Below are 13,050 nucleotides of genomic sequence, written 5' to 3'. Positions count from 1 at the left end.
AGTTCCACCCAGAAGTAAACCCGTCAGGTTGCGAGGGGTTTTAATGCTCGACAGTAAGAAGTGTGAACGTGGGCTTAATCATCTAGCGCTCCTGTTTTTATTATCGGTAGCGACGGTTTTTGCTCAGTGGGCGGCCTCCAGTCGTTGCAGCGCGTGTGCACGCGCCACGAACAACGCTTGAGCCGTGGGTAAATCAATCAGCGAGAATCGAATGTCATCGCCGGGCATCAGTTGCGCCAGTTTGGGTAAATCCACACTGGCCACCTGGGCGATACGCGGGTAGCCACCGGTGGTTTGCCGGTCTGCCATCAGCACAATCGGCTGGCCGCCGGCGGGCACTTGCACGGTGCCGAATGCCACGCTTTCGGACAGCAGCTGACGGGGCTGCGTCAGGTCCAGCGCAGCGCCCTCCAATCGAGACCCCATGCGATCCGAGGCAGCGGTCAGCTGATAGGGCTCATGCAGGAAGTCATGGCGAGCCGTTTCGGTGAAGTCAGCCCATTCGCGCCCCGGCAGCACCCGAATGCAAGCTGGACGTGTCGGCGCGCCAAGCCGCCAGCCCGCAGGAATATTCAACCGCACGGGGTTTGCGAACGATGAGCAAATGGGGATCACATCGCCGGCTTGCAGTGCGCGCCCCGACAGCCCGCCAAACCCTCCCCGGCTATACGTGCTGGCGCTGTTCATCACTGGCGTGAGCAGATAACCGCCGGCCACGGCCAGATAAGCCCGCGCGCCGTACTCACGCTTCTCGAAGCCAAGCATCGCGCCCGGTTTGACGCGCACGGCGTGCCCCGGTTGCAGCGCAACACCGTCCAGGCGCGCGCCCAGGTCAGCCCCGGCCAGGGCGATCAGCGCCTGTGCCTGAAAGCACAAGACCGGGCCTTGAAGGGTGATTTCCAGGGTTGCAGCAGTGGTCGGGTTGCCCACCAACAGGTTGGCCAGCGCATGCGCGTCCTGGTCCATGGCGCCGTTGACCGGCACGCCCCAATGCTGGAAGCCCACGCGGCCGGTGTCTTGAAAGGTGGAAAACAGACCGGGCCTGATCACTTTGATGGTCATCGCTGCGCTCCGGCCAGTTGTTCAAATTCACGGGCGGTGATGGGCACGAAGCGCACCTGATCGCCACCGCTCAACAGGCAAGGCGGCTGATTGGCCGGCGAGAACATCGACAACGGTGTACGGCCTACTATGTTCCAGCCACCCGGCAAATCAGCGGGGTAAATCACGCTCTGACAATTGGCCAGGCCCACGCTGCCGCGCGTGACCTGCGTGCGCGGTACGGCGCGGCGCGTCAGTTTCAGCGCAGGCTCGTGCATGCCGATATAGGGATGGCCCGGTGCGAAACCCACCATCAATACATCGACCCACTGCCCGCTGTGTGCGGCGATGACTTCGCTGGGTGTGATGGCGCAGGCATTGGCGATGTCCAGCAGATCCGGCGCGTAGTCGCCCTCGTAGCACACCGGGATTTCCAGGCGCTTTGGCGTGATGCGCGCCAGGTTGTGCTGTTGAGTCAGGGCGTTTTCCAACACCTGGGCAATAGCGTCGTAGGGCACTGATCCGGGGTACAGTCTGGCGATGATAGGCGGGGCATAATGCACGCCCACGGACACCATCGCCGGGATCACATCGGTCACGCCGCCAAGCAGCCCACGCGCCAACAGGTCATGCAGCGTGGCACTGAACGCCACGGCACGGCGGTTGGCCGGCGCGCTGAACAGCGTTGCAAACACCACCACGATGCAGCTGTCGCCACACGGCTCGAACTGCCAGCGCTGTTCGGCACGCACAGGCCGAAAATCACAGTCAACGTCAGACATCACGTCACTTCTCTCATGCGGCAGGCATGCAGCTTCACGTCTTATTGACGCCGTCGCTCGGGTGGCGACGGTCGCGCGGATGGCAACTACTTGGCGAACAACTGGCTCATGTCCTTGAACGCCTTGAACTCCAGCGCGTTGCCGCACGGGTCAAACAGGAACATGGTGGCTTGCTCGCCGACCTGGCCCTGAAAGCGGATGTAGGGTTCGATCACAAACCGGGTTTCACGCGCTCTGAGCCGATCGGCCAGGGCTTCCCATTGGTCCCAGTGCAGGATGATGCCGAAATGCGGGACCGGTACGTCATGACCATCGACAGGGTTGGAGTGCACCGATGCCTGGGATTCAGTCTTGGGGTGTTCGTGGATGACCAACTGGTGACCGTAAAAGTCGAAATCGACCCACTGCGCGCTGGAGCGACCTTCGCGAAGGCCAAACACGTCGCCGTAGAAGTGGCGGGCGGCGGCGAGGTCGTAGACGGGAATAGCTAAATGAAAGGGCGAAAGGCTCACGGTGGCTACCTGCGGGTTCTGTTATTCAGAACTCGATTCTTCACCAGAAAGACCGTGCGATAAAGCGCATATCTTTCGTCCTGAGCCTCAATTTTTTCGATGCTCACGCCCTACTTCGGCGCACCGAGCACTTCCATGATGCACGCCCTGAATAACGCGAAGAGCGGCAGTTGGCGCTGGGTGTACTTGGTGAGCAAGACGATTTCGCGATAGAAGGTAAGGTCGTCCAATCGCAAAACCCGCACGTCGCTGCCGTGTTCCAGCCACAAGCCGGCCAGCGGCACCAGGGACACGCCGAGGCCGCTGCGGACCATCTTGACGATGGCATCCAACTCATCAAGCTCCAGCGCCTGCTGCGTCTGGATCTTTTGCTCCTTGAGAAACTGCGTGACCTGGCGGCCACCGAACGAGCCCCGGTCGTATCGCACAAACGGCTGCTCGCGCAGGATCTGCAACGGGTCATCGCCCGGCACGTCCTTGGCGGTGATCAGCACAAAAGGCTCGCGGGCGATGACCTCGACATTCAGCTCCTTTGGCAGGTTGAACGGCGGGCGAATCATGATCGCCAGGTCCAGTTCACCGGCATCGACCTGGCTGAGCAGGTTCAGCGAAACCCCCGGCACCAGGTTGACTTCAATGAACGGCGCACGCTGTTTGAGGGCCACCAGCGCCTTGGGCAGGATGCCGGTCTGCACACTGCCGATGGCGCCGATGCGCAACGAACCGTGGAAGTTGTTGGCCCTGTCGGGCGTGCCCATGCGCGAGAAAATATCGAGGATTTCCTCCGCCAGCGGCACCGCACGCTGCCCTGCCGAGTTGAGGGTGGCGGAGCGGCCGGTGCGGTCGAACAGCTTCACCCCCAGCGCGTCTTCAAGGTGCTTGATCTGCGCGCTCACCGCCGATTGCGTCAGCCCTACCTGCTGACCGGCAGCGGCAAAAGTGCCGCGCCGCGCGGCGCTGACGAAGGTCCTGAGTTCTCGAATCATGCCGCATACCTCACTGGTTCGCTCAGCAGCCGCTCAGCGCCACCTGCGGCCGCTCGCCCGCAAAGAAGAAGGGACGCAACCGCACGCCCACACCGTTACCAATAAACGCCGCCACCAACCATACCCAGCCATGCAGGCTGCCCGAGGCGATGCCGCTGAAGTACGCGCCGATATTGCAACCGTACGCCAGGCGCGAACCGTAACCCAGCAGCAAGCCACCGATCACCGCCGCCACCAGCGAGCGCGCGGGGATTTTCAGGCTGGGCGCAAAACGCCCGGCCAGGCCGGCCGCCAGCAGCGCACCAAGGACGATGCCGATGTCCATCACGCTGGTGATGTCTTCCCACACCGGTGCGGCCAGGGCCTTGGCATTGCCCGGCACCTGCCAGAACGCCCAGCTGGCCACGTCCACACCCAAACCGCTGGCGACCTTGGCGCCCCACAGCGCGAACGCCGAGGTAATGCCCCACGGCCGCCCGGCCAGCGCCAGGGTGGCGTAGTTGAGCAGCGCCAAACCAATCGCGCCCCATACCAAGGGCCACGGCCCGCGCAGGAAACGGCGCAGGCCGGTGTGCTCGCTGGTCACGCCTTCTTCCAGTTGGCCATGACGGCCCTTCTCCAGGCGCACGGTGACGGCTGCAATGATCGCGAACACCGCCAGGCTCAAGAGCAGCGCTGGTACGACGCCGAAGCTTTTGACGATGGACACCGCCGGGAACGCCGGCAGTGCAAACCACCAATCAACATGGTGGGTGGCGATCAACGACCCGCAAATGAAGAAGAACAACGTCACCAACATGCGCGCATTGCCGCCGCCCACGGTGAACAACGTGCCTGAGGCACAACCGCCGCCCAGCTGCATGCCAATGCCGAAGATAAACGCGCCAAACACCACCGACACGCCGGCCGGCGCCACCAGCCCAACCACCGGCTGACCCAACAGCGTGCCTGCCCCCAGCGCCGGGAAAAACAGCACGACCGCCACCGCCAGCATCACCATCTGCGCTCGCAAGCCGGCGCCACGCCGATCATTGATGAACACGCGCCAGGCCGAGGTAAAGCCAAAGGCGGCGTGATACAGGGTCAAACCCAGTGCCGCGCCGACCACCAGCAACAGCACCTGGCGTGAGCCGACACTGCTTTGCAGGAACACCGCGCCCGCCACCAGGAGGATAAACGCCAGCAGCGGCGCGATGGGTTTGCGCGCGGGGGCAAGGGAGAGAGAGGTACTCATCGGGGATCTCGGGTTGTTTGAGTTTGAAGGTTTGCAATGGGGGGCGAGTATAAACCGAGGGCCGTGGTGTGGTGCGCTCGCTTATTTTGGCCAGCGGGCTTCCTGTGGCGAGCGGGCTTGCCCCGCGCTGGGGCGCGAAGCGGCCCTAAAACCTGCCAGCGAGGTCTTACTGGAAAATCGCGTTAACCGAACTGGGGCTGCTTCGCAGCCCAACGCGGGGCAAGCCCGCTCGCCACAACAAGTAGCCTTTATGAAGAAAAATTTATACAGCCAAACTGTAGAGTTTTCCTGCACGGGTGCTACGGTTAAGGCATGACCAACTCTTCTCCTGGCGCCGCCACCCTGGCCGCCGAACTGCGCATCTCACTGGGCAAGCTGATCCGCCGCCTGCGCGAACAGACTCACCCCGATGATTTCACCACCGCGCAAAAGTCGGTGTTGCTGCGCCTGGACCGCGATGGCCCGACGACCGTGTCCGCCCTCGCCCGCGCTGAAAGCGTGCGGCCGCAGTCGATGCGCATCACCGTGGCCGGGCTTGAGGCAATGCAAGCCGTCAGCGGCAAGCCTGACCCATCCGATGGCCGGCAGACGCTGATCGAACTGACGCCCACCTTGCGCAAACACCTGACCCAAAGCCGCGCTGCCAAAGACGATTGGCTGCTGCACGCGCTGCAGGAACAGCTGTCACCCCAGGAACAACACGAACTCGCCGCTGCGGTGAAACTGCTGGAGCGCCTCGCCGACTTTTGAATCACCCGATTGAGGAAATAGCATGGCTGTCACCTCGCTGGATGCAACAACCGCCCTGATCATCGTGGACCTGCAACACGGCATCGTGGGTTACCCTTTTATTCATTCCATTGGCGAGGTGATAGAGCGGTCGCGTGCACTGCTCGACGCCTTTCGCGAACGCGGGCTGCCGGTGGTGCTGGTGAATGTCAGCGGCTTTGCGCCGGGACGCACCGAGCGGCCGCGTCGCAGCACTGAGCTGCCAGCCGATTGGGCCGATTTGATTGCGCAACTCGGCCAGCAGCCCAGCGACATTCTGGTGACCAAACGCAGCTGGGGCGCCTTCGCCAACACGGACCTTGAAGCGCAGTTGAAGGCGCTCAATGTCACGCAAGTGGTGATCACTGGCGTCGTCACCGGCACCGGCGTCGAAGCCACCGCGCGGCAGGCGTATGAATTTGGCTTCAACGTGACCCTGGCCATCGATGCCATGACCGACGTCAGCCCCGAAGCCCACGCCTACAGCCTGCAGCACGTGTTCCCCAAGCTGGGCGAATCGGGCACGGCGCAAGCCATCATCGAGTTGCTCGACAACCGGGGGAACTGAAGCCGTCATGAGTTTCCTCGGCACGTTCCGTTCCCTGCGCAGCCCCAACTACCGCATCTGGGCCGCCGGCGCGCTGGTGTCCAACGTCGGCACCTGGATGCAACGCACCGCCCAGGACTGGCTGGTGCTGACTCAACTCACGCCGCACAACGCCGCCGCGGTGGGTATCGTCATGGCGCTGCAGTTCGGGCCGCAACTGTTGTTGCTGCCGTGGACCGGGTTTGCTGCCGATCACTACGACCAGCGCAAACTGTTGATCTTCACTCAGGCGGTGATGGGCCTGCTGGCGCTGACGCTGGGCGTGTTCACCATCACCGGCTTCGTGCAGCTGTGGCATGTGTACGTGTTTGCGTTTTTATCCGGCTGCGCCTCGGCATTCGATGCGCCGGTGCGGCAGATTTTCGTCGCGGAACTGGTGGGCGAGAAGGACTTGTCCAACGCCATCGCACTCAACTCCACCTCGTTCAACATGGCGCGCATGATCGGCCCGGCTGTGGCCGGCGTGACCATCGCGTCAGTGGGCACTGGCTGGGCGTTCCTGCTTAATGGCTCGAGCTTTTTTGCGGTGCTTGCATCGCTGTTTTTCCTGCGCGTCTCAACTCAACACACCAAGGTGCGCGCGCTGCGTACCAAAGGCAGCCTTACCGAAGGCATGCGTTACGTGTGGGCACGGCCGGACCTGAAGGCGATCCTGCTGATGCTGTTTCTGATCGGCACCTTCGGCATGAACTTCCCGATTTTCATCTCGACCATGGCCGTCACCGTGTTCCACGCCGACGCGCGCGGCTACGGGCTGCTGACCTCGACCCTGGCCATCGGCACCATCGCCGGTGCGCTGATTGCCGCGGGCAGCGAACGACCCCGGTTCAAGTCTTTGCTGACCGGCGCGGCAGTGTTTGGATTTGGCTGCGTGCTTGCAGCCCTGGCGCCCAATTACTGGACGTTTGCGATTGCGCTGGTGGTCATCGGCGTGGGCGCCATGACCTTCAGCAACACTACCAACAGCCTGATGCAACTGACCACCGAGCCCGCGATGCGCGGCCGGGTAATCGCCCTGCGCGTCGCCGTCGCCTTGGGCGGCACGCCAATTGGCGCGCCCATCGTCGGTTGGGTCGCCGACCACTTGGGCCCGCGCTGGGCGCTGGTGGTCGGCGCGGTGTCAGGCATCCTGGCGGTGGGCGTGGCGCTCTACACAATCAAGCGCCAGCTGGATCGGCCGCAGGTGATCACGTCCGACCCACCGACCCCGTGACCGGCAGATTGCCCAGCAGCTTGAGGCCAGTGCTCTTCACAAACGTCTCGTAGTCCATCGGCTTCTGGATGCGCGTTTCAGCGTTGGGCAGCACATAGGCCCAGGCACGTTTCGACGAGGCGTCGTACACCAGCTTGAACAGGCGCGTCGGCACCCAGACCTTGTTGTCGCCGATGGTGCTGTAGCCCGCGTCGAACAACGGGCCGGTGAACACAAACACATCGCCGCCGGCACGCACGGCAAACTTGCGCACATCCGCCTCCACCTTGCTCCAGATCTTGCGGTTGTTGGTAGGGTCTTGCGGCACCATGTTCGACAGCGCGAAGGATTGCGCCATGGCATTCGCGCTCGGCGCGTCGGCTGCCGGGGACTGATGACCACGGTCCACGGCCGGGTGCTGGCTGCGGTAGTCGCTCAACTCGGCGCGAGCGCCTTTGGGGATGCGCGGGTCCGCGTAGAACTGGTTGGTGCGTTCCTCGCCTTTGGCGTCCTTGAGCTGCGCGGCGTTCAAGCGCTCGACCACCACCAGCGGCGTCTTGCTCGTTTGCGAGTAGAGCACCGCAAAATTATCGGAACACAACGCCATGGGTTTCATGATGCTGGGCACGGTGGCGGTGTTGATCGGTGTGGCACCGGGGAACAGATCGGCGCAGCTGGCGAACGTGGGTTGCTGTTGCTTGCTGGAATAGAGGTCGAGGGCCGCGCGCTGGCTGGTCGAGCCTGCGCGTGAAGTGTGTGCCTGGGCGGGTGGCTTGATAAGGTCGAACAAACCACGGGCATCTGCCCCGGTGGAAAGCAAAACAAGGGCTGACAGCCCGACTGCAATTTTGCGCAGGTGCATGCATGACTTCTTTGAAAGGGAGTAAGCGGCAGGCTCCGCTGGCGGAGCCAAGTGGATGATCTTGCGAGGTTTATTGACCCCCGCAAGGCATTTTAGTGCGGCCGCTTCACGCGTTTTTCAGCAACCCTGTCAATGCCCGCCCCGCGCGCGCCTGGCTTGAACGCATGGGTCCGCGCGCGCCAGGCAATCGCAAACGACAGCGCGACCAACAGCGCCATTGCCCAGGGAAATGAGGCAACGCCCCAGGTATCGAGCAGTACGCCGCCCACCACGCCACTGCCGGCAATCGCGCTGTTCCATGCCACCACGTTCAGCGACAGCGCCACGTCTGCGCCGTCACCCGCCGCGTCCGCGAGGGCTGTTTGCAGCAAGGTCGCCGCGCCGCCAAAACTCAAACCCCACACTGCCACGCCGAGGTAAATCACCTGCGGCCTATTGCCTACAAAACCGAACACCACGCTCACGGCCGCAAACGTCGCCAGACTGACCAGCACGGTACGGCGCAACAGCGGCTCGACCAACTTGGCCGTCAGCCAGATTCCCGCCAATGCAGCAATCCCGAACACCAGCAGCACCACATCCACGCGGTCGCCCAAGCCGGCCGGCGCCACGAACGGGGCAATATAGGTGTACAGAATGTTGTGCGCCAGCATCCAACTGATCACCACCGCCAGCACGGGCCGTACACCGGGCGTGGTCAGCACCTTGCCGAGCGACACACGCTGGTGCGCGGCCTGGGGCGGATAGTCCGGGACTTTCACCAGCACCCACACAATCAACATCAGCGTCAGCGCCGACATGAGGCCGAACGTGGTACGCCAGCCCACCAGCCCGCCCAGCCAGGTGCCCAGCGGTACACCCAGCGACAGCGCAATCGGCGTGCCGACCATCGCCAAGGCCAGCGCTCTGCCCTGTTGATGCGGCGCGACCATGCGGCGGGCGTAACCAGCCAGCAGGCTCCAGGCCAACCCCGCCGCCACGCCGGCGAAGAAGCGCGCCACCAGGGTCACGCCATAGTGCGACGACAGCGCCGTGATGGAATTGAACAGCAGAAAACCGACGATGGTCAGCAACAGCACATTGCGCCGGCGCCAGCCGCGGGTGGCAATGGTCATGGGGATCACCGCCAGCACCGAACCCAGCGCGTAGGCGGTGACCATCTGCCCGGCCAACGACGGCGAAATCGCCACGCCCTCGCTGATCAACGGCAACAGGCCGGCGGGCAGTGTTTCGGTGACGATACAAATGAAGCCGGTCATGGCCAACGCGAGCAATGCGCCGATGGGCAGGCGGTCGGACGCGGCGGATACGCTGAGTGAGGGTGTCACAGGCAACTCCTTAAAGCCGAGGCGATTTAAATACTGATCGTTACAGATCTTGCGTGCAGGGTGAGCGCGTTGTCAATGACTTATGTATCGACTAGTATTTATATGTATCTAACAGGAGAAACGAAATGGCACAAATGGGCCGCCCGCGTAACTTCGACCGTGAGCAGGCCGTGGAACAGGCCATGCATCTGTTCTGGCAGCACGGCTACGACGCCACTTCCCTCGCCCAGCTCAAGGCCGGCCTGGGTGGCGGCATTTCCGCGCCAAGTTTTTATGCGGCGTTCGGCTCCAAAGAGGCGCTGTTCGATGAGTGCGTGCAACGCTACCTGACCACCTACGCTCAGGTTACCGAATGCCTGTGGGACGAAACCCTGCCGCCGCGGCAGGCCCTCGAAACGGCGCTGCGCCAATCGGCGCGCATGCAGTGTGACAACGCCCACCCCAAGGGCTGCATGGTCACGCTGGGGGTGATGAGTGCGCCGAGCCCGGAAAATGCACGGGTCACCGACGCATTGACCCACTCACGCGCACGGACCCGGGCAGGGATTGTGGCGTGCGTGGCGCGAGGTGTGAGTGCCGGGCAGTTGCCGGACACGATCAATGTGGCGGCAATGGCGACGGTGTATGACAGCTTTCTGCAGGGTGTTTCCATTCTGGCGCGTGACAATGCGTCGTTTGAAACCCTCAATGTAGCGATCAGCCAACTCCTGCTGACATGGGACATCGCCGCGTCTACGGCGCCGCCCACACGTCCCGATACGCCAGCAAAAAATCCACAGACGCCCGCACCCGGTGCGGCACATAGCGCCCGTGGGGGTACAGCAACGTAAACGGTCGCGTGCGCCCGCCAAACGGCTTCAACACCTCCAGGAGCGCGCCGTCAGCCAGTTCGTGTTCGACGATGAACTTGTAGGTCTGAAACAGCCCCGCGCCATGCTTGGCCAAGGTCACGCCGCCCAGCACGTCATGAGAAACGCTGTAACCCGCCTCCCCGGCAAACGCCTGTTCCTGGCCTTGCACCTGGAACAACCAGGGAATGCGTCGGCCATTGCTGGGCAATTCAAACTGAATGCACTCGTGCGACGGCAGATCCTCCAACGTCTGCGGCGTGCCGGCGCGCTGCAGGTAGGCCGGCGCCGCCACCACCACCAATTCAGCGTCTTCCAGCAGCCGGGCGAAATGAAGAGATAGCCTTGAGCTACTATTCGAGTGCGATCGTAGGACTGCCGAACCGAGAGCGTCAACGCGTGATGGCGCACCAAATCCAAGGCAAAAAAAAGCCTGCATCTCTGCAGGCTTTTCTCTATCTGGCTCCACGACCTGGACTCGAACCAGGGACCCAATGATTAACAGTCATTTGCTCTACCAACTGAGCTATCGCGGAATGCGCCGTATGTTACTGATTAAAAAGAAGAAGTCAAGCACTGAGGCATATTTTCCAGAATTACTTCCGTCAACCGCTGTGAACGTCTATACCGGGCTGGCCATTTCCTTGGCCAGGTCCAGCCAGGCGCGGGCGGCGGGCGGCAGGTGCGCACTGGCGCGCCACGCCAGGGCGATGTGCCAATCAGTGTGCGCCTCGTCCAGGGCAATCAAGGCGATGCCGGGTTGTTGATGCTTGTGCGCAAGCATGCGCGGCAGGAAAGCGACGCCTAGCCCCGCCGCCACCAAGTCGACGATAAAGTCGATCTGGCCGCTGCGTGCCGTTACCCTCGGCGTCACGCCCTTGCGTTCACAGGCCGCAAGGATCTTGGCATTCAGGGCGAAACCCGCTTCGAACAGGATAAACGGCGAATCCGCCAGGTCGTTGAAATCAATGCGCGTACATTGGGCGAGTGGATGGCTCATGGGCAGCACGGCCATCAAGGGTTCGTTGCGCACCGACTGATAGTCGAAATCTTCATCCATGGGCAACAGCAGCGCCGCCAGATCGACCTCCCCGGCTTCCAGGCATTCACGCAATTTCTTGCTGCCATACTCGGTAAGCTCGATATCGATATCCGGGTACAGCCTGCGGTAAGCGGCGAACATCGCGGCAAACAACACGCCGCAGCCCACGGGCGGCAAGCCAATGCGCAATACGCCGCGCTTGAGCCCGCGCAGGTCGTTGATCTCGGCCACCAAATCGTTGCGTTCAGCGAGCAACACCAGCGCGCGGCGGTAGGCAATTTCGCCAGCGGCGGTCAGTTCGTTCCTGTGGCCGAGGCGATTGAGCAGCGGCGTACCCAACTCATCTTCCAGCGTCTTGACCGCCTTGCTCACGGTGGACTGAGTCAGGGACACCACTTGGGCCGCCTGGGAGAAACCGCCCTGGCGCACCACTTCGACAAAGGCGCGCAATGTTCTGAGGTTCATCGGTATTCCTTTAGCGACTGGCTGCTAGCGATAAAAGTTGTTTTTATCATGCCAGATCTTTCCTTATGCTGAACCCACCTTGCCTAGTGGAGACCCTGTTGATGATCATCTCGTCCGCTTCCGATTACCGCGCAGCCGCAAAGCGCAAACTGCCGCGCTTTCTGTTCGACTACATCGACGGCGGCGCCTACGCCGAACACACGATGCGCGCCAACAGTTCGGATTTGGCCGAGATCAGCCTGCGCCAGCGCGTCCTGCGCAATGTCGACAACCTGAGCCTCAAGACCCACCTGTTCGGCCAGGAACAGGCCATGCCCGTGATCCTGAGCCCGGTGGGGCTTACCGGCATGTACGCGCGGCGCGGTGAGGTGCAAGCGGCAAAGGCAGCGGCGAACAAGGGCATTCCGTTTTGTTTGTCGACGGTGTCGGTGTGTTCGATTGAAGAAGTGGCGTCGCAGAGCCCGCAGTCGATCTGGTTCCAGCTCTACGTGCTCAAGGACCGTGGGTTCATGCGCAATGCGCTGGAGCGTGCGCAGGCTGCCGGGGTCACCACACTGGTATTCACCGTGGACATGCCGACGCCTGGCGCGCGTTACCGCGATGCGCACTCCGGCATGTCCGGGCCGTTCGCGGCATCGCGACGCATGCTGCAAGCGGTCACCAAACCGCAATGGGCCTTCGACGTAGGCCTGATGGGCCGCCCGCACGACCTGGGCAATATCTCAAAATACCTAGGCAAACCTACTCATCTGGAAGATTACATCGGCTGGCTGGCCAACAACTTCGACCCGTCGATCAGTTGGAAAGACCTGGAGTGGATCCGTGAATTCTGGACAGGCCCGATGATCATCAAAGGCATTCTCGACCCGCAGGATGCCAAGGATGCGCTGAGTTTCGGCGCCGACGGTATCGTGGTCTCCAACCACGGCGGCCGTCAGCTCGATGGCGTGCTCTCTACCGCCAGAGCCTTGCCGCCGATTGCTGATGTGGTTGGCGATGACCTGACGGTACTGGTCGACTCGGGCATCCGTTCCGGGCTGGATGTGGTGCGCATGCTCGCACTGGGTGCCAAGGCCTGCCTGCTGGGACGCGCAACGGCCTACGCGCTGGCCGCCGATGGCCAGCACGGCGTTGAAAACCTGCTGGACATCTTCGCCAAGGAGATGCGCGTGGCCATGACGCTGACCGGCGTGACGTCGATTGACCAAATTGACAGCACTACGCTGGTTCAATCAGCCAAATAACTGACGTCAGTACCCAACGACTGTTTTTACTCTGTAAAACGGTCGTTGATTTATAAGAAGTTTTAATAAGTTAAACGAAATGGCATGAATCTCGCTCTAATCCCTTTCAAGCAGGTTAGGCGATGACAAGACGTGCGGC

General features: G+C 62.3%; 13 protein-coding genes, 1 tRNA gene and 1 pseudogene. 5 read left to right on the top strand and 10 right to left on the bottom strand.

Annotated elements, in window-relative coordinates; all coding sequences use genetic code 11:
* Positions 1–123: 123 nt before the first annotated feature.
* The 5 genes from ACM530_RS19895 to ACM530_RS19875 form a co-directional block, all read right to left on the bottom strand.
* Positions 124–1,062: a biotin-dependent carboxyltransferase family protein gene (locus ACM530_RS19895; protein WP_416362947.1), complete on the bottom strand. Its 939-nt coding sequence runs from the start codon at positions 1,060–1,062 to the stop codon at positions 124–126.
* Positions 1,059–1,823 carry a 5-oxoprolinase subunit B family protein gene (locus tag ACM530_RS19890; RefSeq protein ID WP_416362946.1) on the bottom strand — a complete coding sequence of 255 codons (765 nt, stop codon included), beginning with the start codon at positions 1,821–1,823 and terminating at the stop codon, positions 1,059–1,061. Before ACM530_RS19890 ends, ACM530_RS19895 begins: the two co-directional genes overlap by 4 nt.
* An 86-nt stretch (positions 1,824–1,909) precedes the next feature.
* The gene (locus tag ACM530_RS19885) at positions 1,910–2,335 is read right to left on the bottom strand and encodes a VOC family protein (protein WP_119742438.1); all 426 of its coding nucleotides are present in this window, start codon (positions 2,333–2,335) and stop codon (positions 1,910–1,912) included.
* A 110-nt stretch (positions 2,336–2,445) separates the two neighbouring features.
* Complete coding sequence (locus tag ACM530_RS19880) at positions 2,446–3,321, bottom strand: LysR family transcriptional regulator (RefSeq protein WP_416362945.1); 876 nt, start codon at positions 3,319–3,321, stop codon at positions 2,446–2,448.
* A gap of 22 nt (positions 3,322–3,343) precedes the next feature.
* Positions 3,344–4,555: a YeeE/YedE family protein gene (locus ACM530_RS19875; protein ID WP_416362944.1), complete on the bottom strand. Its 1,212-nt coding sequence runs from the start codon at positions 4,553–4,555 to the stop codon at positions 3,344–3,346.
* Positions 4,556–4,867: 312 nt separating this feature from the next.
* On the opposite strand from ACM530_RS19875, the gene ACM530_RS19870 reads away from it, so the two are divergent.
* From ACM530_RS19870 to ACM530_RS19860, 3 genes are read left to right on the top strand one after another with little or no spacing between them, the layout of a single operon-like run.
* Positions 4,868–5,305 (top strand): MarR family winged helix-turn-helix transcriptional regulator, encoded by a 438-nt coding sequence (locus tag ACM530_RS19870; protein ID WP_416362943.1) that lies wholly within the window; start codon positions 4,868–4,870, stop codon positions 5,303–5,305.
* 22 nt (positions 5,306–5,327) lie between these two features.
* Positions 5,328–5,891 carry an isochorismatase family protein gene (locus ACM530_RS19865; RefSeq protein ID WP_416362942.1) on the top strand — a complete coding sequence of 188 codons (564 nt, stop codon included), beginning with the start codon at positions 5,328–5,330 and terminating at the stop codon, positions 5,889–5,891.
* Between the two features lie 7 nt (positions 5,892–5,898).
* A complete protein-coding gene (locus tag ACM530_RS19860) occupies positions 5,899–7,143 on the top strand; it encodes an MFS transporter (protein WP_416362941.1) in 1,245 nt (414 codons plus the stop codon).
* Here ACM530_RS19860 and ACM530_RS19855 read toward each other — a convergent pair.
* Positions 7,118–7,984: a DNA/RNA non-specific endonuclease gene (locus ACM530_RS19855; protein WP_416362940.1), complete on the bottom strand. Its 867-nt coding sequence runs from the start codon at positions 7,982–7,984 to the stop codon at positions 7,118–7,120. The two genes, ACM530_RS19860 and ACM530_RS19855, sit on opposite strands and share 26 nt — an antisense overlap.
* Positions 7,985–8,076: 92 nt before the next feature.
* Positions 8,077–9,312, bottom strand: coding sequence for an MFS transporter (locus ACM530_RS19850; RefSeq protein ID WP_416362939.1), 1,236 nt, complete (start codon positions 9,310–9,312; stop codon positions 8,077–8,079).
* 125 nt (positions 9,313–9,437) lie between these two features.
* Between ACM530_RS19850 and ACM530_RS19845 the strand changes: the two genes are divergently transcribed.
* Positions 9,438–10,142, top strand: coding sequence for a TetR/AcrR family transcriptional regulator (locus ACM530_RS19845; protein ID WP_416362938.1), 705 nt, complete (start codon positions 9,438–9,440; stop codon positions 10,140–10,142).
* Here ACM530_RS19845 and ACM530_RS19840 read toward each other — a convergent pair.
* The 3 genes and pseudogenes from ACM530_RS19840 to ACM530_RS19830 form a co-directional block, all read right to left on the bottom strand.
* Positions 10,045–10,488, bottom strand: a pseudogene (locus ACM530_RS19840) (LysR substrate-binding domain-containing protein); the annotation flags it as partial. The gene ACM530_RS19845 and the pseudogene ACM530_RS19840 sit on opposite strands and share 98 nt — an antisense overlap.
* A 132-nt stretch (positions 10,489–10,620) precedes the next feature.
* Positions 10,621–10,696, bottom strand: a tRNA-Asn gene (locus tag ACM530_RS19835).
* A gap of 86 nt (positions 10,697–10,782) precedes the next feature.
* Positions 10,783–11,667, bottom strand: a complete 885-nt coding sequence (locus tag ACM530_RS19830; RefSeq protein ID WP_179676986.1) for a LysR family transcriptional regulator — start codon at positions 11,665–11,667, stop codon at positions 10,783–10,785.
* A 101-nt stretch (positions 11,668–11,768) separates the two neighbouring features.
* On the opposite strand from ACM530_RS19830, the gene lldD reads away from it, so the two are divergent.
* Positions 11,769–12,911 carry an FMN-dependent L-lactate dehydrogenase LldD gene (gene lldD, locus ACM530_RS19825; protein WP_416362937.1) on the top strand — a complete coding sequence of 381 codons (1,143 nt, stop codon included), beginning with the start codon at positions 11,769–11,771 and terminating at the stop codon, positions 12,909–12,911.
* The last annotated feature ends 139 nt before the right edge of the window (positions 12,912–13,050 follow it).

Origin of the sequence: Pseudomonas sp. NFX183 (assembly GCF_047943075.1) — a bacterium.
Classification (GTDB): Bacteria; Pseudomonadota; Gammaproteobacteria; order Pseudomonadales; family Pseudomonadaceae; genus Aquipseudomonas.
This window is presented reverse-complemented; position numbering and strand designations above follow the sequence as displayed.

Coding starts and splice junctions, on each gene's coding strand:
- ACM530_RS19895 (WP_416362947.1), bottom strand. CDS start 1,062: ATGACCATCAAAGTGATCAGGCCCGGTCTGTTTTCCACCTTTCAAGAC.
- ACM530_RS19890 (WP_416362946.1), bottom strand. CDS start 1,823: ATGTCTGACGTTGACTGTGATTTTCGGCCTGTGCGTGCCGAACAGCGC.
- ACM530_RS19880 (WP_416362945.1), bottom strand. CDS start 3,321: ATGATTCGAGAACTCAGGACCTTCGTCAGCGCCGCGCGGCGCGGCACT.
- ACM530_RS19875 (WP_416362944.1), bottom strand. CDS start 4,555: ATGAGTACCTCTCTCTCCCTTGCCCCCGCGCGCAAACCCATCGCGCCG.
- ACM530_RS19870 (WP_416362943.1), top strand. CDS start 4,868: ATGACCAACTCTTCTCCTGGCGCCGCCACCCTGGCCGCCGAACTGCGC.
- ACM530_RS19865 (WP_416362942.1), top strand. CDS start 5,328: ATGGCTGTCACCTCGCTGGATGCAACAACCGCCCTGATCATCGTGGAC.
- ACM530_RS19860 (WP_416362941.1), top strand. CDS start 5,899: ATGAGTTTCCTCGGCACGTTCCGTTCCCTGCGCAGCCCCAACTACCGC.
- ACM530_RS19855 (WP_416362940.1), bottom strand. CDS start 7,984: ATGCACCTGCGCAAAATTGCAGTCGGGCTGTCAGCCCTTGTTTTGCTT.
- ACM530_RS19845 (WP_416362938.1), top strand. CDS start 9,438: ATGGCACAAATGGGCCGCCCGCGTAACTTCGACCGTGAGCAGGCCGTG.
- ACM530_RS19830 (WP_179676986.1), bottom strand. CDS start 11,667: ATGAACCTCAGAACATTGCGCGCCTTTGTCGAAGTGGTGCGCCAGGGC.
- lldD (WP_416362937.1), top strand. CDS start 11,769: ATGATCATCTCGTCCGCTTCCGATTACCGCGCAGCCGCAAAGCGCAAA.